The 19,631-nt window shown below is 59.1% G+C and carries 25 protein-coding genes; 14 read left to right on the top strand and 11 right to left on the bottom strand.

Annotated elements, in window-relative coordinates:
• The 7 genes from merA to APH28_RS23105 form a co-directional block, all read left to right on the top strand.
• The coding region (gene merA, locus APH28_RS23080) for a mercury(II) reductase (RefSeq protein WP_060512826.1) at positions 1–1,151 on the top strand (1,151 nt) is incomplete at its 5' end.
• A 17-nt stretch (positions 1,152–1,168) separates the two neighbouring features.
• A complete protein-coding gene (gene merD, locus APH28_RS23085; RefSeq protein WP_060512827.1) occupies positions 1,169–1,534 on the top strand; it encodes a mercury resistance co-regulator MerD in 366 nt (121 codons plus the stop codon).
• Positions 1,531–1,779: a broad-spectrum mercury transporter MerE gene (gene merE / locus APH28_RS23090; RefSeq protein WP_041013394.1), complete on the top strand. Its 249-nt coding sequence runs from the start codon at positions 1,531–1,533 to the stop codon at positions 1,777–1,779. Before merD ends, merE begins: the two co-directional genes overlap by 4 nt.
• A gap of 113 nt (positions 1,780–1,892) precedes the next feature.
• Positions 1,893–2,156 carry a thioredoxin family protein gene (locus APH28_RS28300; RefSeq protein ID WP_082432373.1) on the top strand — a complete coding sequence of 88 codons (264 nt, stop codon included), beginning with the start codon at positions 1,893–1,895 and terminating at the stop codon, positions 2,154–2,156.
• Positions 2,157–2,280: 124 nt separating this feature from the next.
• Positions 2,281–2,697: a heavy metal-responsive transcriptional regulator gene (locus APH28_RS23095; RefSeq protein WP_041013392.1), complete on the top strand. Its 417-nt coding sequence runs from the start codon at positions 2,281–2,283 to the stop codon at positions 2,695–2,697.
• Positions 2,694–2,960: a thioredoxin family protein gene (locus tag APH28_RS23100; protein ID WP_041013391.1), complete on the top strand. Its 267-nt coding sequence runs from the start codon at positions 2,694–2,696 to the stop codon at positions 2,958–2,960. Before APH28_RS23095 ends, APH28_RS23100 begins: the two co-directional genes overlap by 4 nt.
• Entirely contained in the window at positions 2,960–3,655 is a 696-nt protein-coding gene (locus APH28_RS23105; RefSeq protein ID WP_177334291.1) for a cytochrome c biogenesis CcdA family protein, read from the top strand. The genes APH28_RS23100 and APH28_RS23105 overlap by 1 nt, the downstream gene beginning before the upstream one ends.
• Before the next feature lie 250 nt (positions 3,656–3,905).
• Here APH28_RS23105 and APH28_RS23110 read toward each other — a convergent pair whose 3' ends face one another.
• The 5 genes from APH28_RS23110 to APH28_RS23130 all read right to left on the bottom strand — a co-directional run bounded on the left by APH28_RS23110 (position 3,906) and on the right by APH28_RS23130 (position 8,309).
• On the bottom strand, positions 3,906–4,670 hold the full coding sequence (locus APH28_RS23110; RefSeq protein WP_001389365.1) for an IS6-like element IS6100 family transposase: 765 nt from the start codon (positions 4,668–4,670) through the stop codon (positions 3,906–3,908).
• Positions 4,671–5,176: 506 nt separating this feature from the next.
• Positions 5,177–5,677, bottom strand: a complete 501-nt coding sequence (locus tag APH28_RS23115) for a GNAT family N-acetyltransferase (RefSeq protein WP_000376623.1) — start codon at positions 5,675–5,677, stop codon at positions 5,177–5,179.
• 127 nt (positions 5,678–5,804) lie between these two features.
• Complete coding sequence (gene sul1 / locus APH28_RS23120; RefSeq protein WP_000259031.1) at positions 5,805–6,644, bottom strand: sulfonamide-resistant dihydropteroate synthase Sul1; 840 nt, start codon at positions 6,642–6,644, stop codon at positions 5,805–5,807.
• Positions 6,638–6,985, bottom strand: a complete 348-nt coding sequence (locus APH28_RS23125) for a quaternary ammonium compound efflux SMR transporter QacE delta 1 (RefSeq protein ID WP_000679427.1) — start codon at positions 6,983–6,985, stop codon at positions 6,638–6,640. The genes sul1 and APH28_RS23125 overlap by 7 nt, the downstream gene beginning before the upstream one ends.
• Positions 6,986–7,520: 535 nt before the next feature.
• Complete coding sequence (locus tag APH28_RS23130; RefSeq protein WP_060512885.1) at positions 7,521–8,309, bottom strand: ANT(3'')-Ia family aminoglycoside nucleotidyltransferase AadA5; 789 nt, start codon at positions 8,307–8,309, stop codon at positions 7,521–7,523.
• Between the two features lie 145 nt (positions 8,310–8,454).
• Here APH28_RS23130 and intI1 point away from each other — a divergent pair, with 145 nt between their 5' ends.
• The 5 genes from intI1 (at position 8,455) to APH28_RS23155 (ending at position 15,172) form a co-directional block, all read left to right on the top strand.
• Entirely contained in the window at positions 8,455–9,468 is a 1,014-nt protein-coding gene (intI1, locus tag APH28_RS23135) for a class 1 integron integrase IntI1 (protein WP_000845048.1), read from the top strand.
• A 350-nt stretch (positions 9,469–9,818) separates the two neighbouring features.
• Entirely contained in the window at positions 9,819–10,379 is a 561-nt protein-coding gene (locus APH28_RS23140; RefSeq protein WP_060512828.1) for a recombinase family protein, read from the top strand.
• A gap of 3 nt (positions 10,380–10,382) precedes the next feature.
• Positions 10,383–13,349 (top strand): Tn3 family transposase, encoded by a 2,967-nt coding sequence (locus tag APH28_RS23145; protein WP_060512829.1) that lies wholly within the window; start codon positions 10,383–10,385, stop codon positions 13,347–13,349.
• Between the two features lie 198 nt (positions 13,350–13,547).
• The gene (locus tag APH28_RS23150; RefSeq protein ID WP_256250245.1) at positions 13,548–14,309 is read left to right on the top strand and encodes a hypothetical protein; all 762 of its coding nucleotides are present in this window, start codon (positions 13,548–13,550) and stop codon (positions 14,307–14,309) included.
• A 134-nt stretch (positions 14,310–14,443) separates the two neighbouring features.
• A complete protein-coding gene (locus APH28_RS23155; RefSeq protein ID WP_060512830.1) occupies positions 14,444–15,172 on the top strand; it encodes a hypothetical protein in 729 nt (242 codons plus the stop codon).
• A 45-nt stretch (positions 15,173–15,217) separates the two neighbouring features.
• On the opposite strand, the gene APH28_RS23160 is transcribed toward APH28_RS23155, so the two are convergent.
• On the bottom strand, positions 15,218–15,718 hold the full coding sequence (locus tag APH28_RS23160; RefSeq protein WP_060512831.1) for a type III toxin-antitoxin system ToxN/AbiQ family toxin: 501 nt from the start codon (positions 15,716–15,718) through the stop codon (positions 15,218–15,220).
• A 253-nt stretch (positions 15,719–15,971) separates the two neighbouring features.
• Positions 15,972–16,280, bottom strand: coding sequence for a hypothetical protein (locus APH28_RS23165; RefSeq protein ID WP_060512832.1), 309 nt, complete (start codon positions 16,278–16,280; stop codon positions 15,972–15,974).
• A gap of 150 nt (positions 16,281–16,430) precedes the next feature.
• On the opposite strand from APH28_RS23165, the gene APH28_RS23170 reads away from it, so the two are divergent.
• Positions 16,431–16,688 (top strand): hypothetical protein, encoded by a 258-nt coding sequence (locus APH28_RS23170; RefSeq protein ID WP_060512833.1) that lies wholly within the window; start codon positions 16,431–16,433, stop codon positions 16,686–16,688.
• A 10-nt stretch (positions 16,689–16,698) separates the two neighbouring features.
• Entirely contained in the window at positions 16,699–16,938 is a 240-nt protein-coding gene (locus APH28_RS23175; protein ID WP_060512834.1) for a hypothetical protein, read from the top strand.
• On the opposite strand, the gene APH28_RS23180 is transcribed toward APH28_RS23175, so the two are convergent.
• The 4 genes from APH28_RS23180 to APH28_RS23195 are packed head-to-tail and all read right to left on the bottom strand — an operon-like array spanning position 16,935 to position 19,626.
• Entirely contained in the window at positions 16,935–17,324 is a 390-nt protein-coding gene (locus APH28_RS23180) for a hypothetical protein (RefSeq protein ID WP_060512835.1), read from the bottom strand. The two genes, APH28_RS23175 and APH28_RS23180, sit on opposite strands and share 4 nt — an antisense overlap.
• A gap of 47 nt (positions 17,325–17,371) precedes the next feature.
• A complete protein-coding gene (locus APH28_RS29260; protein WP_177334290.1) occupies positions 17,372–18,283 on the bottom strand; it encodes a hypothetical protein in 912 nt (303 codons plus the stop codon).
• A gap of 25 nt (positions 18,284–18,308) precedes the next feature.
• Complete coding sequence (locus APH28_RS23190; protein ID WP_256250246.1) at positions 18,309–19,091, bottom strand: hypothetical protein; 783 nt, start codon at positions 19,089–19,091, stop codon at positions 18,309–18,311.
• A 28-nt stretch (positions 19,092–19,119) separates the two neighbouring features.
• Positions 19,120–19,626 carry a hypothetical protein gene (locus tag APH28_RS23195; RefSeq protein WP_060512837.1) on the bottom strand — a complete coding sequence of 169 codons (507 nt, stop codon included), beginning with the start codon at positions 19,624–19,626 and terminating at the stop codon, positions 19,120–19,122.
• Positions 19,627–19,631: the final 5 nt, after the last annotated feature.

Consider the following 19,631-nt stretch of genomic DNA (forward strand, 5'->3'; position numbering starts at 1 on the left):
TGGCCCAGCAGCAGGCCCGTGTCGAAGAACTCCGTCATGCCAAGTACGAAGGCATCCTGGACGGCAATTCAGCCATCACCGTTCTGCACGGTGAAGCGCGTTTCAAGGACGACCAGAGCCTTATCGTTAGTTTGAACGAGGGTGGTGAGCGCGTCGTGATGTTCGACCGCTGCCTGGTCGCCACGGGTGCCAGTCCGGCCATGCCGCCGATTCCGGGCCTGAAAGAGTCACCCTACTGGACTTCGACCGAGGCCTTGGTCAGCGACACCATTCCCGAACGCCTGGCCGTCATCGGCTCGTCGGTGGTGGCGCTGGAACTGGCGCAAGCCTTCGCCCGGCTGGGTAGCCAGGTCACGATCCTTGCGCGCAGCACGCTGTTCTTCCGCGAAGACCCTGCCATCGGCGAGGCCGTCACAGCCGCCTTCCGTGCCGAAGGAATCAAGGTACTGGAACATACGCAAGCCAGCCAAGTCGCCCATGTGGACGGCGAATTCGTGCTGACCACTGGACAGGGCGAAGTGCGCGCCGACAAGCTGCTGGTCGCCACCGGCCGGACACCGAACACGCGCAGCCTGGCATTGGAAGCGGCGGGGGTAGCCGTCAATGCGCAGGGGGCGATCGTCATCGACAAGGGCATGCGCACCAGTAGCCCGAACATCTACGCGGCCGGCGACTGCACCGACCAGCCGCAGTTCGTCTATGTGGCGGCAGCGGCCGGCACTCGTGCGGCCATTAACATGACCGGCGGCGACGCCGCCATCAATCTGACCGCGATGCCGGCCGTGGTGTTCACCGACCCGCAAGTGGCGACCGTGGGCTACAGCGAGGCGGAAGCGCACCACGATGGCATCGAAACCGACAGCCGCACGCTGACGCTCGACAACGTGCCGCGTGCGCTCGCCAACTTCGATACCCGCGGCTTCATCAAGCTGGTCATCGAGGAAGGCAGCGGACGGCTGATTGGCGTACAGGTGGTGGCCCCGGAAGCGGGCGAACTGATCCAGACGGCTGTTCTCGCCATTCGCAACCGCATGACGGTGCAGGAACTAGCCGACCAGTTGTTCCCCTACCTAACGATGGTCGAGGGCTTGAAGCTCGCGGCGCAGACCTTCAGCAAGGACGTGAAGCAACTGTCCTGCTGCGCCGGATAAGGAAAAGGAGGTGTTCAATGAGCGCCTACACAGTGTCCCGGCTGGCCCTTGAGGCCGGGGTGAGCGTGCATATCGTGCGCGACTACCTGCTGCGCGGCTTGCTGCGGCCAGTCGCCTGCACCACGGGCGGCTACGGCTTGTTCGATGACGCCGCCTTGCAGCGGCTGTGCTTTGTGCGGGCCGCTTTTGAGGCGGGCATCGGCCTGGACGCATTGGCGCGGTTGTGCCGGGCGCTGGATGCGGCGGACTGCGATGAAACAGCCGCACAGCTTGCCGTGCTGAGTCAGTTCGTCGAACGCCGACGCGAAGCGTTGGCCGATCTGGAAGTGCAGTTGGCCGCGATGCCAACCGAACCGGCACAGCAAGCGGAGAGTTTGTCATGAACGACCCCGAACGCTTGCCGACCGAGACACGCAAGCCAATCACCGGCTACCTGTGGGGTGCGCTGGCCGTGCTCACCTGTCCCTGCCATTTGCCGATTCTCGCCGTTGTGCTTGCGGGAACGACGGTCGGCGCGTTCATCGGGGACCACTGGGGCCTTGCAGCCCTTACGCTGACCGGCTTGTTTGTTCTGTCTGTTGTGCGGCTGCTTCGGGCCTTCAAGGGTAGTTCGTGCCCCCTCAATTAACGCTTGACCTTGGAGTAGTGACTAAGGTCTATCGTGATGGTGCGCAGGATAGATAGGCTTCTTATGGTCGCTCGCCGTCGCGCACCGTTACATCATTAACTTGGAGAATTATCATGACTACCAAACGTAAAGTCGAAGTTTTTAGCGCAGGCTGCCCCGCCTGCCAGACCGCCATCGAACTCGTCAATCGCCTCGCATGCAGTTCATGTGAAGTATCAATCCTCGATATGAACGACATCAATGTCGCGAAACGTGCGCGTGATCTGGGTGTTCGCTCAGTACCGGCTGTCGCCATCAACGGCCAGTTGGCATCGTGCTGCTCGGGTGCCGGTGTCGAGGAACAGGCGCTTCGCGCTGCTGGCATCGGTCAAGCATAAATCATGCTCCTGGCGAGAAACTTCGGCTTCTCGCCGTGACCGTTCAATCAAATTTTTTGGATGAACGATTGACCATGGTGTTAACTCCAAGGTTTATTCTGATGGTTATGACTTGGAGAGCGCCATGCACACTATTGGTAAAGTAGCCACGCTGGCAGGGGTCAGCCGCGACACGCTGCGCTACTACGAAAAAGAACATCTGATCACGCCTGCATCGAAAACCGATGCAGGTTACCGCCTATACGACGATGACGCCGTGCGCCGCATCCGCTTCATCAAGACCGCGCAACACTGCGGGTTCACGCTGTCGGACATTCACGAGCTTCTGACGTTAAAGCAGGCCGATAGTGCCTGTTGCGAGGACGTGCGCAGCGTGGCCATCGAAAAGAAGCTGCGTATCGCACACAAGCTCCAAGGCTTACAAGCGATGTCACGCGCACTGGATGAACTGATCGAGCGCTGCGCCGGTGGCGAGGCCGCGACCGACGAATGTCCCATCCTGGCGGCGCTGGAGAACAGTCTCGCCGAGGTGGCCCGATGAGCGTCAAGATCGAACTCATTGCTGCGCCTGGATGCGGCAAATGTGTAGCGGCGCAAAAGCAGCTCCGCGCCATCGCAACCGCCATGCTCGGCGAGAACGAGGTCGTTTGGCGCGAGGTCAACGTGCTCAAAGAATTCGAGTACGCGGTCTCGCTCGGCGTACTGAGCATGCCGGCCATTGCTGTGAATGGCGAATTGAAGTTCTCATCGCTGCCTACCCCTGAGCAGTTCCGTACCATGCTGACCAGCTTGGAGTCTTTCTGATGGACGCCGAAGCACTGCGCCAGGCGGTAGCTCAAGCCAGCTTCGGGGCGCTATGGGTCGGATTCGTGACAGGCTTTGTATTCAGCTTCAATCCGGTCGCGCTAGCTGCGATCCCGGTTTCGCTCGCCTACGTGACGACATCGCGCACCCCGCGCCAAGCAACGCTCTACGGAGGTCTCTTTGTCCTGGGCATGATCCTGACGCATGTGGCTTTGGGTCTGGCCGCCAGTCTGGGCGGCGGATGGGTGCAACACCTGCTTGGCCGTGCATGGGGCGTGGTGCTAGGCCCGCTACTGATTGTGTTGGGCCTGATCTGGCCGGGATGGCTGCGTCTTCCACTGCCGGCATTGAAGTTACGAGCCAAACCCGTAACAGGGGCGTGGGGTGCCTTTGCATTGGGCGTGCCGTTTTCGGTGGCGATCTGCCCGTTTTGCACGCCAGCGTTGATCGTGTTACTTGGCGTTGCTGCTGGCATCGGCTCACCCGTTTTCGGCGTAGCACTGCTGCTGGCCTTCGCTTTGGGGCGCGCGATTCCAATCGTGCTGGGCGCAATTGCCGTGGGTTGGCTGGAAAACTTGTCGGGGCTGAGGAGATTCCACAAGGTTTTTGAAATTATCGGCGGAATTCTGCTGATCCTCTCTGGCCTGTACATGCTCAACGCCTATTTTGTCGTCGTGCCCGGTTTGGCTGCTTGAACCTGTCAGATTGAGGCATACCCTAACTGGATGTCAGGCAGGGCTGTCATTTTCAGAAGACGACTGCACCAGTTGATTGGGCGTAATGGCTGTTGTGCAGCCAGCTCCTGACAGTTCAATATCAGAAGTGATCTGCACCAATCTCGACTATGCTCAATACTCGTGTGCACCAAAGCGAGGTGAGCATGGCGACGGAGGCTCTGTTGCAAAGATTGGCGGCAGTCAGAGGTAGGCTGTCGCTCTGCGCCGATCAGGCGGCTGCTGCGAAATGGTGGTTGAGCATGCCCATGGCCTCCGTCAGCGCCGAGGGCCCAATGCCAAAAGCTCTCTCCACAAGGCGCACCTCGCCCCTGATGCCGGGCTGCAGGCACCAGGGGCGAGCCTGTCCTTTGCGCAGGGCTCGCATGACTTCGAATCCCTTGATCGTGGCATAGGCCGTGGGGATCGATTTGAAACCGCGCACCGGCTTGATCAGTATCTTGAGCTTTCCGTGATCGGCCTCGATCACGTTATTGAGATACTTCACCTGCCGGTGGGCCGTCTCCCGGTCCAGCTTTCCTTCGCGCTTCAATTCGGTGATCGCTGCACCATAGCTCGGCGCTTTGTCGGTATTGAGCGTGGCAGGCTTTTCCCAGTGCTTCAGGCCTCGCAGGGCCTTGCCCAGGAACCGCTTCGCTGCCTTGGCGCTGCGGGTCGGCGACAGGTAGAAATCGATCGTGTCGCCCCGCTTGTCGACTGCCCGGTACAGGTAGGTCCACTTGCCCCGCACCTTGACGTAGGTTTCATCCAGGCGCCAGCTCGGATCAAAGCCACGCCGCCAGAACCAGCGCAGCCGCTTCTCCATCTCCGGGGCGTAGCACTGGACCCAGCGATAGATCGTCGTATGGTCGACCGAAATGCCGCGTTCCGCCAGCATTTCCTCAAGGTCGCGATAGCTGATCGGATAGCGACAATACCAGCGCACCGCCCACAGGATCACATCACCCTGGAAATGGCGCCACTTGAAATCCGTCATCGTTCCGTCCGTCCAATCTCCGCCAAGCATGCTCAAGCTTCACGATTTTTGCAACAGAGCCCACACGAGTATTGAGCATAGTCGAGATTGGTGCAGATCACTTCTGATATTGAACTGTCAGGAGCTGGCTGCACAACAGCCATTACGCCCAATCAACTGGTGCAGTCGTCTTCTGAAAATGACATTTGGTATCTCTCATAAACGGATGTTTTTGAGAGAACTATCTTCGGCCTTCACACGCACGAAAGGCGGCGAAGCTCCGCCGTTAATCCGTCCGCCGGAGATCTCGCCCAGGCAGGCTGAAGGCCGAGCAAGCCTGACAGGCCCGAAAAGCCCGGCACGGGCGTCGGCGGCGATGACGGCGGCGGCATTATCCAGGGTTGATGATGGAAGTGGAGGATATCGACAACCTCTCGCGCAACCAAGACATCGCGGTCGGACTGCAAGTGATCTTGAAGCCACGGGCCCGTCCCACCCCGACATGGACCTCGATGCCCGAACGGACGTTAGATTTCGAGTTCTAGGCGTTCTGCGATGAAGGTTGGATCCCAGCCGGGATTGAAAGTGTCGACGTGGGTGAATCCGAGCCGCTCGTATAGGCCACGCAGGTTCGGGTGGCAGTCGAGCCGCAGCTTGGCGCACCCCTGCGTTCGCGCGGCATGGCGGCAAGCCTCGATCAGCGCGGAGCTGACACCCCGGCCCGCATGTGTCCGTCGCACCGCGAGCTTGTGCAGATATGCGGCCTCCCCCTTGAGGGCGTCGGGCCAGAACTCGGGATCCTCGGCCGACAAGGTGCAACAGCCGACGATGCCGTCGCTGCAACTCGCGACTAGGAGCTCGGATCTCAGGACGAAGGTCTCCGCGAATGTCCGGTCGATCCGCGCGACGTCCCAGGCGGGCGTTCCCTTGGCGGACATCCACGCCGCAGCGTCGTGCATCAGCCGCACAACCTCGTCGATATCACCCGAGCAGGCGACCCGAACGTTCGGAGGCTCCTCGCTGTCCATTCGCTCCCCTGGCGCGGTATGAACCGCCGCCTCATAGTGCAGTTTGATCCTGACGAGCCCAGCATGTCTGCGCCCACCTTCGCGGAACCTGACCAGGGTCCGCTAGCGGGCGGCCGGAAGGTGAATGCTAGGCATGATCTAACCCTCGGTCTCTGGCGTCGCGACTGCGAAATTTCGCGAGGGTTTCCGAGAAGGTGATTGCGCTTCGCAGATCTCCAGGCGCGTGGGTGCGGACGTAGTCAGCGCCATTGCCGATCGCGTGAAGTTCCGCCGCAAGGCTCGCTGGACCCAGATCCTTTACAGGAAGGCCAACGGTGGCGCCCAAGAAGGATTTCCGCGACACCGAGACCAATAGCGGAAGCCCCAACGCCGACTTCAGCTTTTGAAGGTTCGACAGCACGTGCAGCGATGTTTCCGGTGCGGGGCTCAAGAAAAATCCCATCCCCGGATCGAGGATGAGCCGGTCGGCAGCGACCCCGCTCCGTCGCAAGGCGGAAACCCGCGCCTCGAAGAACCGCACAATCTCGTCGAGCGCGTCTTCGGGTCGAAGGTGACCGGTGCGGGTGGCGATGCCATCCCGCTGCGCTGAGTGCATAACCACCAGCCTGCAGTCCGCCTCAGCAATATCGGGATAGAGCGCAGGGTCAGGAAATCCTTGGATATCGTTCAGGTAGCCCACGCCGCGCTTGAGCGCATAGCGCTGGGTTTCCGGTTGGAAGCTGTCGATTGAAACACGGTGCATCTGATCGGACAGGGCGTCTAAGAGCGGCGCAATACGTCTGATCTCATCGGCCGGCGATACAGGCCTCGCGTCCGGATGGCTGGCGGCCGGTCCGACATCCACGACGTCTGATCCGACTCGCAGCATTTCGATCGCCGCGGTGACAGCGCCGGCGGGGTCTAGCCGCCGGCTCTCATCGAAGAAGGAGTCCTCGGTGAGATTCAGAATGCCGAACACCGTCACCATGGCGTCGGCCTCCGCAGCGACTTCCACGATGGGGATCGGGCGAGCAAAAAGGCAGCAATTATGAGCCCCATACCTACAAAGCCCCACGCATCAAGCTTTTGCCCATGAAGCAACCAGGCAATGGCTGTAATTATGACGACGCCGAGTCCCGACCAGACTGCATAAGCAACACCGACAGGGATGGATTTCAGAACCAGAGAAAGAAAATAAAATGCGATGCCATAACCGATTATGACAACGGCGGAAGGGGCAAGCTTAGTAAAGCCCTCGCTAGATTTTAATGCGGATGTTGCGATTACTTCGCCAACTATTGCGATAACAAGAAAAAGCCAGCCTTTCATGATATATCTCCCAATTTGTGTAGGGCTTATTATGCACGCTTAAAAATAATAAAAGCAGACTTGACCTGATAGTTTGGCTGTGAGCAATTATGTGCTTAGTGCATCTAACGCTAATAAGTTAAGTTGCCGCGCGACAGAATCCGATGTTCGCGTCAGCGCTCGGACGGTCAACTTGAACGCGCTGTTCGACGACAATAGTGCTGATAGCCGCCAAAGTCATTCGTGCCGCGTCACGCGAAGTGGCTCCGAAGCGACCGGCTCGAAGCTTCCGAAAATCGGTAAGCGCCGCGCGTCGCCGGATCAACAAGAGTTATCCGGCGGCGCGCGGCGCTTACCGAGTATCGATCTTTGCGAGAGGCTGTCAATCAGGCGGCTCCACTTCATCATGTCAGCCAGATGCTCCTTGCGAAGCGCGCCCTCAGCGCTATTGCCGACGAACGCATAGTTAAGCGGCGGGCGCAGCCCGTCCGCTTGAACGCCGAGTTAGGCATCAGATGCCCTCGGCGCGGGTCGATGCACTTTTCGCACATGCCGCTCAACGCAAGATTCTCTCAATCGTTGCTTTGGCATATCGAACGAACGCGGCCGTCTCTTCGACGCGCATTGCTAGGTCGTCGTCCTCGCTACCCAGGTACGCCGCGCGTGCCTTGCAGATGAGGGGCCGATGCTCGGCAGGCAAACGCTCCGATACCCATGCGGCAGCAACGTCCTTAGGAGCAATGAGACCAGTTGAAGCGCTGTACCAAATGCGAGCAAGAGCAAGAACGACGTTCCGCTCGTCACCCTTCCAATCCGACTCTGCATTCCACTGGGCAATAGTGTCGAAAAGCGCCTTGGAGAAATGCTCCTTCGGCACCGGCTCGAAAAACGTGGCTGCGGATGGGCCTAGAAGCGCAAGGCTGTGTTGCCTCGCCTTGGTCAGCAAAATCGCAAGATCGTGATCCAGAACGGCAGGCTCGAACGTTCCGGAAAGGATGTCGTGGCGGAGCCACTCACCGAACTGAAGCTCACGCCGCGCCGGATAGCGCCAAGGCACTACTTCGCTTCGAGCGACAACAGTTAGCTCCAGCGGTCGCCATGTTCCGCCATCGCCTGGCGGTGATGAGACTTTCAGCAAATCGAGCATTAGCGCCTGCCGGAGCGAATCGTTAGGTGCGGCGCTGACGGTCACGAGCAAGTCTATGTCGCTGTCCCGCTTCAGCCCTCCATCGATCGCAGATCCGAACAGGTGGATTGTGTCCAGTGTCGCAGCCAGATGGCGCTCAATCACCGCGCGAGCGTGGGACAGCTGCTTGAAAACTTGTGCAGGGAAAAATTCACCCATGATGCCTAACTTTGTTTTAGGGCGACTGCCCTGCTGCGTAACATCGTTGCTGCTCCATAACATCAAACATCGACCCACGGCGTAACGCGCTTGCTGCTTGGATGCCCGAGGCATAGACTGTACAAAAAAACAGTCATAACAAGCCATGAAAACCGCCACTGCGCCGTTACCACCGCTGCGTTCGGTCAAGGTTCTGGACCAGTTGCGTGAGCGCATACGCTACTTGCATTACAGCTTACGAACCGAACAGGCTTATGTCCACTGGGTTCGTGCCTTCATCCGTTTCCACGGTGTGCGTCACCCGGCAACCTTGGGCAGCAGCGAAGTCGAGGCATTTCTGTCCTGGCTGGCGAACGAGCGCAAGGTTTCGGTCTCCACGCATCGTCAGGCATTGGCGGCCTTGCTGTTCTTCTACGGCAAGGTGCTGTGCACGGATCTGCCCTGGCTTCAGGAGATCGGAAGACCTCGGCCGTCGCGGCGCTTGCCGGTGGTGCTGACCCCGGATGAAGTGGTTCGCATCCTCGGTTTTCTGGAAGGCGAGCATCGTTTGTTCGCCCAGCTTCTGTATGGAACGGGCATGCGGATCAGTGAGGGTTTGCAACTGCGGGTCAAGGATCTGGATTTCGATCACGGCACGATCATCGTGCGGGAGGGCAAGGGCTCCAAGGATCGGGCCTTGATGTTACCCGAGAGCTTGGCACCCAGCCTGCGCGAGCAGCTGTCGCGTGCACGGGCATGGTGGCTGAAGGACCAGGCCGAGGGCCGCAGCGGCGTTGCGCTTCCCGACGCCCTTGAGCGGAAGTATCCGCGCGCCGGGCATTCCTGGCCGTGGTTCTGGGTTTTTGCGCAGCACACGCATTCGACCGATCCACGGAGCGGTGTCGTGCGTCGCCATCACATGTATGACCAGACCTTTCAGCGCGCCTTCAAACGTGCCGTAGAACAAGCAGGCATCACGAAGCCCGCCACACCGCACACCCTCCGCCACTCGTTCGCGACGGCCTTGCTCCGCAGCGGTTACGACATTCGAACCGTGCAGGATCTGCTCGGCCATTCCGACGTCTCTACGACGATGATTTACACGCATGTGCTGAAAGTTGGCGGTGCCGGAGTGCGCTCACCGCTTGATGCGCTGCCGCCCCTCACTAGTGAGAGGTAGGGCAGCGCAAGTCAATCCTGGCGGATTCACTACCCCTGCGCGAAGGCCATCGGTGCCGCATCGAACGGCCGGTTGCGGAAAGTCCTCCCTGCGTCCGCTGATGGCCGGCAGCAGCCCGTCGTTGCCTGATGGATCCAACCCCTCCGCTGCTATAGTGCAGTCGGCTTCTGACGTTCAGTGCAGCCGTCTTCTGAAAACGACAAGGGCCGCGCCGCTTAGTCAGAATAGAGTTATCTTTCGCATTTTTTGACACATGCCTGCGAAGGTCATAGATTTCAGCCTGACAGAAACGGGGTTTGAGGCACAACGGAACAGAAAGGCACTTAAGCCGCCCTCACTAAGGAGACATCGTGCAGGGGCACCGCATCGGCTACGTCCGGGTCAGCAGCTTCGAGCAGAACCCGGAACGCCAACTTGAGCAGGTCGAGGTCAGCAAGCTGTTCACCGACAAAGCCTCGGGAAAGGACACACAGCGTCCTCAGCTGGAGGCCATGCTCGGCTTCGTCCGCGAGGGCGATACCGTGGTGGTGCACAGCATGGATCGCCTTGCCCGCAACCTCGATGATCTGCGCCGCTTGGTGCAGAAACTAACCAAGCGCGGTGTGCGCATCGAGTTCTTGAAGGAAGGCCTGGTGTTCACCGGCGAGGATTCGCCCATGGCCAACCTGATGCTGTCGGTGTTGGGGGCCTTCGCCGAGTTCGAGCGCGCCCTGATCCGTGAGCGGCAGCGCGAAGGCATAGCCCTAGCCAAGCAGCGAGGCGCGTACCGAGGCCGCAAGAAAGCGCTGTCCGACGAGCAGGCTGCTACCCTGCGGCAGCGGGCGGCGGCCGGCGAGCCCAAGGCGCAGCTCGCCCGCGAGTTCAACATCAGCCGGGAAACCCTCTACCAGTACCTCCGCACGGACGACTGATACATGCCGCGTCGCTTGATCCTCTCGGCCACGGAGCGGGACACCCTGCTCGCGCTGCCGGAAAGCCAGGATGACCTGATCCGCTACTACACCTTCAACGACTCCGACTTGTCGCTGATCCGCCAGCGGCGCGGCGACGCCAACCGTCTGGGCTTCGCGGTGCAGCTATGCCTGCTGCGCTACCCCGGCTATGCGCTGGGAACCGGCAGCGAGCTGCCCGATCCGGTCATCCTGTGGGTAGCCAAGCAAGTTCAGGCCGATCCGGCGAGCTGGGCGAAGTACGGCGAGCGCGACGTGACCCGCCGCGAGCACGCCCAGGAACTGCGCACCTACCTGCAACTGGTCCCGTTCGGCCTGTCGGACTTCCGCAACCTGGTGCGCGATCTGGCCGAGTTGGCCCAGCAGACCGACAAGGGCTTGCTGCTGGCCGGCCAGGCTCTGGATAGTCTGCGGGAGAAGCGGCGCATTCTGCCGGCGCTGAGCGTAATTGACCGAGCCTGCTCGGAGGCCATTGCGCGGGCCAATCGGCGGGTCTACCGCGCCCTGGTCGAACCACTCACGGACTCGCATCGGGCCAAGCTGGACGAGCTGCTGAAGCTCAAGGCCGGCAGCAGCATCACCTGGTTGACCTGGCTGCGGCAGGCCCCACTGAAACCCAACTCCCGGCACATGCTCGAACACATCGAGCGGCTGAAGACATTTCAGCTGGTGGACTTGCCCGAAGGCTTGGGCCGGCACATCCACCAAAACCGCCTGCTCAAGCTGGCTCGCGAGGGCGGGCAGATGACGCCCAAAGACCTCGGCAAGTTCGAGCCGCAGCGGCGCTACGCGACCCTGGCCGCCGTGGTACTGGAGAGCACCGCGACCGTGATCGACGAGTTGGTCGATCTGCACGACCGCATCTTGGTCAAGCTGTTCAGCGGCGCGAAGCACAAGCATCAGCAGCAGTTCCAGAAGCAGGGCAAGGCGATCAACGACAAGGTGCGCCTGTACTCGAAGATCGGTCAGGCGTTGCTGGAGGCCAAGGAAAGCGGCAGCGACCCCTATGCGGCCATCGAGGCGGTGATTCCCTGGGACGAGTTCACCGAGAGCGTCAGCGAGGCCGGGCTGCTGGCCCGGCCGGAGGGCTTCGATCATCTGCACCTGGTCGGCGAGAACTTTGCCACCCTGCGCCGCTACACGCCGGCCTTGCTAGAGGTACTGGAACTGCGCGCCGCACCGGCCGCGCAAAACGTGCTGGCAGCCGTGCAGACGCTTCGCGAGATGAACGCCGACAACCTGCGCAAGGTGCCGGCCGATGCTCCCATCGCCTTCATCAAGCCGCGCTGGAAGCCGCTGGTTATAACACCTGAAGGCCTCGACCGGCGTTTCTTTGAAATATGTGCACTGTCCGAGCTGAAGAACGCCCTGCGTTCCGGTGACATCTGGGTCAGGGGATCACGGCAGTTCCGAGACTTCGATGACTACCTGCTGCCGGCGGAGAAGTTCGCCGCGCTCAAGCGTGCGCAGGCCCTACCCCTGGCGATCAACCCGAACAGCGACCAGTACCTGGAAGAGCGCTTGCAGCTGCTGGACGAACAGTTGGCCACCGTCACCCGCCTGGCCAAGGACAACGAGCTGCCCGATGTCATCCTCACCGAGTCCGGGCTGAAGATCACCCCACTGGATTCCGCGGTGCCCAATACCGCGCAGGCGCTGATCGACCAGACCAGCCAGCTATTGCCGCGCATCAAGATCACCGAACTGCTGATGGACGTGGACGACTGGACGGGCTTCAGCCGCCACTTCACCCACATGAAGAACGGTGCCGAGGCCAAAGATCGGGCGCTGCTGCTGTCCGCGATTCTCGGTGATGCGATCAACCTCGGGCTAACCAAGATGTCCGAGTCGAGCCCCGGCCTGACCTACGCCAAGCTGTCCTGGCTGCAAGCCTGGCACATCCGCGACGAAACCTATTCGGCGGCCCTGGCCGAGCTGGTCAACCACCAGTACCGCCACGCCTTCGCCGCCCACTGGGGCGATGGCACTACTTCCTCTTCCGATGGCCAGCGCTTCCGGGCTGGTGGCCGGGGCGAGAGCACCGGGCACGTCAACCCGAAGTACGGCAGCGAGCCGGGACGGCTTTTCTACACTCATATCTCCGACCAGTACGCGCCGTTCAGCACCCGCGTGGTGAACGTCGGCGTGCGCGATTCCACCTACGTGCTCGACGGCTTGCTGTACCACGAGTCCGACCTGCGGATCGAGGAACACTACACCGACACGGCCGGCTTCACCGATCATGTCTTCGCCCTGATGCACCTGCTGGGCTTTCGCTTCGCACCGCGAATCCGCGACCTCGGCGAAACCAAGCTGTACGTGCCACAGGGCGTGCAGTCCTACCCGACGCTGCGCCCGCTGATCGGCGGCACCCTGAACATCAAGCACGTCCGCGCCCATTGGGATGACATCTTGCGTCTGGCTAGCTCGATCAAGCAGGGCACCGTCACCGCCTCGCTGATGCTGCGCAAGCTCGGCAGTTACCCGCGTCAGAACGGCCTGGCCGTGGCCCTGCGCGAACTAGGCCGGATCGAACGCACTCTGTTCATCCTTGACTGGTTGCAGAGCGTCGAGCTGCGCCGCCGCGTGCATGCCGGGCTGAACAAAGGCGAGGCACGCAACTCCCTGGCTAGGGCGGTGTTCTTCAACCGCCTCGGCGAGATCAGGGATCGGAGCTTCGAGCAGCAGCGCTACCGGGCCAGCGGCCTCAATCTGGTGACGGCCGCCATCGTGCTGTGGAACACGGTGTACCTGGAGCGCGCTACCCAGGCGATGGGCGACACGGACAAGCCGGTGGACGGCGAGCTGCTGCAATACCTGTCGCCGCTGGGCTGGGAGCACATCAACCTGACCGGCGATTACGTTTGGCGGCAAAGCCGCAGGCTGGAAGACGGGAAGTTCAGGCCGCTACGGATGCCCGGAAAATCTTAGCGTACGATTTTTTCCGAATTCTGCGGCCTCCCCTTCAGGGTGGAGTGCTGGACTGTCAGAAAGATCACCGCGTCCGCCCAAAGGCCTGTATGAATTCTTTGTTGAAGGACTGGTAACATGTTCCTTTTGCCGCACAACTGGCTCGGGCATTTGCTGATCAGATGCGCAGGCGGCATAGAGCAAGTGTTGGAGCATTGAATGGATGCAAGCGCGCCGAAGGTCGTGAATCCGGCTGCGATCGGGAAACCCCGTGACTATGACCACCTGCTGGGCACCATGAAGGATCTTCACCTCTCCCTTCAGGTGGGCACTTCGAGGCATGCCATCAAACGCCGGCGTGAAGCGTACGGGCTGCCCGCCTACACCGTTGCCCAGGCTATTGCCCCTTATACGCATCTTCTGGGCGTGATTTCCGATCGCTCTGTTGCTACTCGATGCGGTGTATCGTCCCACATGGTGAAAAACTACCGGGAGTCGCAAGGAATCTTGCCGGTGTTCAGGCCCAAGCCGCGGGAGCAGAGGTTACCCATTGGACACCCTCTGAGGCCCTACAAGCCACTATTCGGCTTCGTTAGCGACCAGGACATCGCTCGAGTGTCTGGTGTGCACCTAGACGCCGTGCAGCAAGCGAGAGAGTCTTTGGGGTTTGCACCTGTTGCGCCGCTGCTACAGCCCAGTGAGGTCGTCCCTCTGCAGGACAGCCATGGCCCCTTGCTGGGCTACGAATCCCTTCTGCACTGCATGTCGATCGCTAAGATCAGCCGCATCGTGGGTGTGCCCTACAGCGTCGTTGAGAAGCGTCGGGATTTTCTTGGTGTGAAGCCTTACGAGCGGGTCTCCCGAGCAGCGAGGTATGACCACCTCCTCGGTGTTATTCCCCACACATTATTGGCCAAACTTGCTGGGGTATCAGCGTCACGAGTTCAGGATCTCTGTAGGGCAAAGAAGCTTGCTACCTGACTCTGCGCCGGCACTCCACTGCCACCCCCTAGAGGCGCTGCGTGGTACCCTCCTATACTCTGGCGAACGGGCTTAGCCACTCTGTATTGTGTAGCTGGTCCGACACTTCATCTTCGGTTATCTGAGGCTCCAGCATGGCTACCAAGTCTATCCCGCTCTACGGGCGTATCACGTCCGCTCAGGTTCTGGAGGTGCTGAAATACAGCAGTGGTAAAGACCTGACATCCCAACAAGCCCAGCTCACGACCGCCTGCAATCAGCTCGAACAGCTCAGTACTCCAAATATTGGTCTGAGCGAACTCCTGAATATGGACGAACGCGACTTGCTCAAGCAGGCTGCAGCGCTTCTGCGTGATCTCAACCGTCATGTTGAGCGGGCAAAAGAAGTGCGAGTTGCGCTTGAGAAACGCGAAGACAAGGCGCGGAAAGCTTACCTGGGCGCAATCAGCGGGCTGATCGCAAAGCGCTTTCCATCAGTCACCGACGAAACCCCCGGGCGCGCGGAGCAGCTGCTGGAGATCATGGAGCTCCACCTGGCCCTATTCGACTGTAACTACCTGGAAGATTATTACGACGGGGGACTTTCTTCACAGTTCGGTCGGGATTTTGACCGTTTCGAGAGCGGCGAGGAAACCCTTACCCAGGCGGTCAACGGCGCAGCACAGAACTTGCGGTACGACCTTGGCCAGCGATTGGGCTATTCAAGCAAGCAACCCGACCCAGCAAAAGCGCTTCAGGCTGTGATCGAGGAGGCCGATCGGCTGCGTCCAGGCGCCAAAGTGAAGAATGCGGGCTTGTTTCAACGCATTGAGCGGGTATTGGCAAGAGAGCAAGATGCTCGCCTTCCCGCCAAGTTGAAATAAATTATGCCCTTGATCCTGACTGAAGAGCTGGCCGGTCAGAATTCGTTAGGCCTTATTGAAGTTCTTGTGCTCGTCTACGAGCTTGGGAATATCGCAAGAAATTCTGACAAAGAAATCGCTGCGCTTGATGACAACATGCTCGTAGAGCTTGGTTGCGCGGTCAATAATTTCCTGTCTGTTGGCTTTGATGAACTCATACTGCTTGTAGAGCATCTGTTTATACCTGCCTTCCTGGGCATCAATGTCCAGCTCTACCAGCTCGCTATCCAGAACCGGAACCATGTAGTTCAGGGCGATCAGGCCAAGCTTGTTGTCTGGATTAGAACGCTCATGAAGCTTGAAAGCTGAGCAGGAAGAGGACTGGATGCGATCCTGGGCAGGCTTGTACGAGGTCAGGGGTGCTAGAAATTTGTGATTTCCGATTTCCAGCAAGACACCGACATATACCTTTTTGCCTTTGTAACCGGCCCCGCCGTTGTTAGGGACCTTTCCATCAAACTGCTGCAAGAAGGAGATGTAGTCGTCCGTTACTGTGTAAAACCTCATAGATCCTCGCATCAGAGCAAAAAAAAAGTGGCCATCGCCACTTTCTTTCCTCGCCTTATAGGCGGCGAGAACCTGATTTCAATTTCGCACTTAGGGTAGCGTATCACCCGATTTCAATTTCGCACTTAGGGTAGCGTATCACCCGATTTCAAGCTCGCACTTAAAGGTAGCGTATCACCTGACGGCCCTAATCATATGGCCATCTGCCAAGAACGTCAAGCAGGCTAGACAGGCTCGCGGCTCTTGGTCGGAGTCAGAATTCGCTGCCTTCTGACTTGCAGCTGGTGTGTGCAATCAACCAACCATGTTGAACCTGTGTTTCGGCAGGAGCCGGCACCAAGTCGTAGGTGCACTCATGCCCCCCTGGCGCGGTCGCGACAACTGTGGCTGCCAGCGGTGTTTGCCGCAGGACCTGAATGTCCACGGTTTCTTCCGCAACGTCATAAAACTGTGCAGTGAGGTTCGCTGCTATGGGTGCTGGACCCTGCTCTTCGGCGGCCACGCTTACTGTTGCTACTAGCAACAGCCCTAACCCCGCACTCACTCTCATTGCTCGCTTCATACCGATCTCCTTCCGTGAATGTTGATGCCAATTGGTTCTAGGGATTTTGCATTTCTGGCTGACAAGCCATTAGACAGGGATTATTATAAATACGTACGTACGTACGTGCAATTTCTAACGGGGCGGCTACCCCATCTCTAGGAGCAAGAAATGGAACTCAAAATCTCGTGCAGGAATGTTTCTCAAGGCCTGGCTGAGTTGAAGCCTGGTGAATCCCTGGTTGTGCCCTGTAATGGCAAAACTATCCAGTCCACTCAGTCAAGCATCGGGTCAATGCTTGCCCGCCGTCAGCTGGACACCGCTATGTTCAGCCAGAACAAAGCCCTGATAGTGCGGGATGAGCGTTCCCTTCCCATTCCAGTGATCATCGTTACTCGGCGTACGGCAGAAATTGCCGGCGCAGCGTGAGGGGACAATCATGAATACTCATCGCTGCGTTCTTCTGCAGGGCGTTCAGGACATCAAGCAGGCGTACTCCCATCTGCTTCAGGCCCGCACAGATCAGGCTTGCCAATCAAGTGCGTTGATCATGGTCGACGGGGTGGTCTGTGCAGTCCCGGTCGGACAAGGCCTCATCGACATCGATCGAGCGGAGCCAGTGCAAGCCAGGGGCACGACCGTCTGCCACAGCTCGGCCTGCCCCTTCATCATCCTTTAATTGGAAGGCGCCCCAGGAGGCGCCTTATACCTTGCCATCGGGTGCCGATTCAGAACGACCATACCCAATGGGTGGACGTTAAATTCTAGGTAACTCGACTCGTAATCAGCTTTGGTAGCACCGTCGAAAACCGAATCAGCCAACCAAGCCGCCATCGCGGCTTGAATGGCATGCCGGTTGATCGACTGCTCATCGTTCTCTTCGATAGCTTTCACCATTTCGCCGGCCCAGAATGGGACAGCGCTCTGCGCGAAGGCCTTGCCCTTTTCTTGAATCATTGCGCGTTTTGACTCTGCGACAGCTACCAACCCGTTCAGGTCGATTTCAGTCTGGAAAAGAGCTGTTTCCTGTTGTTCGGTGTTGAAAAACTTGAATTGAAGAATCACACGCTTGCTCCAAATGAACGAGAGGGCCGCGGCCCTCTCATGGATGTTTATGCCGGCCGCGGCGCCCGGGGTTTCGGTGCAGGTGGTGCTTCCTTCCAGTGGATACCGTGCTCGGCCTGGCGTTGTCTGATCATCTCAGAGTGCCTCACCACCCCCACCGTCTTGTCGATGCTTTTGCCTGCTTCTTCGAAGCTATGGAACACCCCATGAGGCTTACGCTCGCCGTCGACTGGCTTACCAGGAATGCCGGTGCTGTACGGTATGTGCGTGGAGGTACGCACCTGAAAGACTTCGAATTTATCGCCGGGGCCTTCGGTGTTGTGAAATACGTCAAGGCGTTTCCCGTGAACAAGTCGGCCAGGCTCCCCCCGATCATTGAGCTTCGATGGCTCAGATGTGTGATCGAACTCCCGAGACTTGAAGATCGTGGTACCGGCAATGACGCGCTCGCGTAGGCGCTCGTCGCCTTCTGCAGGTGCTGCAGGCATCTTCTCTACATTGAACACTCGGTTCAGGCTTTGATCACGAAAGGGGGCTTCGGATTCATGGCCCTGGTGCTGAGCCAATTTGGCCACCAGTTGACGAGCTATGTGCAGGCTTTCGATGTCCTTAGGCTGCGCCTCGATCGCGGCGATGACCTCCTTGTACTCGCTGCCCGTCAGGCGATGCCGTTTCTGTTCGGCAATGTCCTGCAGGATGCCTTGCCATTCTTGGATCGAGTTCGCACTCATCGAAGTCTCCTTGCCTTGTAAAATCCCGGTCGAGGGCGACGTAGAGTGCGGCGGCACTCGGCATCCCTTTCGGTTTTGAATTTCTTCATCGCTTGGGCGATTGGCCTGATCGAACGAGAACGACCCGTCGTCGTAGCGCTCGAGGTAGCCCCACGTGCAGTCTTTGTCACTTTGCCCGGGTTTGGGCGGTTGAGCCCACCACGGCTCGCGAGTCACAAGTTGCTTCATAGGCCACCTCCTTCGCTTTAGATCGTCACATGGTGAAGTTCGCCATAACCTGATTGGTTTGTTGGTTGACCAGGTCGATTGAGCCGCGCACGACCTGACCTACTGCGGTGTTGCCATCGGCTTCGGGGATGTACAGATACAAAGTGCCTCGCAGGTCAAGGCTGCCTTTGGCCCTGGCTTCCTCGATGACTCGTGCCTGTGCTGCGTCTTTGACTTCCAAGCTGCATGGGAATGCCGATGGCTTAACTTGCAGGTTCATTCCTTGGGCATTACGAACCGGATTGGCCCAGCAGTACTGCCCATAGCTGTTCAGGGGGAAAGACTGCGTGCTGAAATCGTATGGACCGACCGAAATGTTCTGCATGCTCAGTACGCTCGATACCCCAAAACCAGAAATCGGCAGCGAGTAGTAGTCATTCGCGGCATAGGTTTTCAGCGATGCCTCAAAGGCAGGCCACTGTGCCGCTTCGATGTCCTTGCGCTTGAACGAGTCGTTGGTGGCCAGGTAGTCGGGGGACAGGTAGCCCATCTTGTCTTCCGTCGTGGCACCAGGGGCCTTTGCCAGCACCAGGTAGGTCAGTGGCTGGCCATTGTTTTGAGCCAAGTCCTGGTATTGGTTGAGCGGGACAGAAGTGTCGATCACCTTTGCTGGTTTTGCCGGTTCCACAGACTGGGTCTGCTCACTCTGGCCTTGCTTAGGCGTAGGTACAGGAGCAGATGCAGGTGCAGGTGCGGACGGTTCCTTGTCATTGCATCCAGTCAGGAGGCCCATGACAACGCATGCGGCGGCAGTCATTTTCAGGTTCATAAAACATCAATTCCTTTGAATTTCGTGGTCAGCCGAACAGAGAGTGCATATCCGACTTCCAGGCACCAAACTGGTTCGCCTTGATGCGTACCCCGATCTCATGCAAGTTCGGCACGCGGGTCACCAATTTGAACAGCAGGTGTGGGCTCTTATCGGGTACCAGCTCCCAGCTGGACACCTGATCGAAATCAATCACCGTTGCGCTGTTCAGATTGACGTCGACGTACAAGGCCTTCTTCGCGGCGGCATCGAAGCCGACATAGCGGTTGAACATTACCGAGACAGCTTCGTGGCTGGGGTTGAAGCCCGTCAGCTTGACCTTCTCGACCATGCGATCGAGGCGCGATTTGAAGTAGCGTGGAGCTACCGCGAACAGCAGGTAGCCGATCCCGAAATAAACCAGCGCGATGGCCATGATCCCCAGCGATACCTCGGTGTCCCTGGAGAACTGGACACAGGCAACCAGGAATACGGCTATCACTGGCAACAGACCGAGCCAGTAAAAAGGACGAAGGACCCACCAGATAATATTCATATCGA

Origin of the sequence: Pseudomonas sp. NBRC 111124, assembly GCF_001320245.1 — a bacterium.
Classification (GTDB): Bacteria; Pseudomonadota; Gammaproteobacteria; order Pseudomonadales; family Pseudomonadaceae; genus Aquipseudomonas.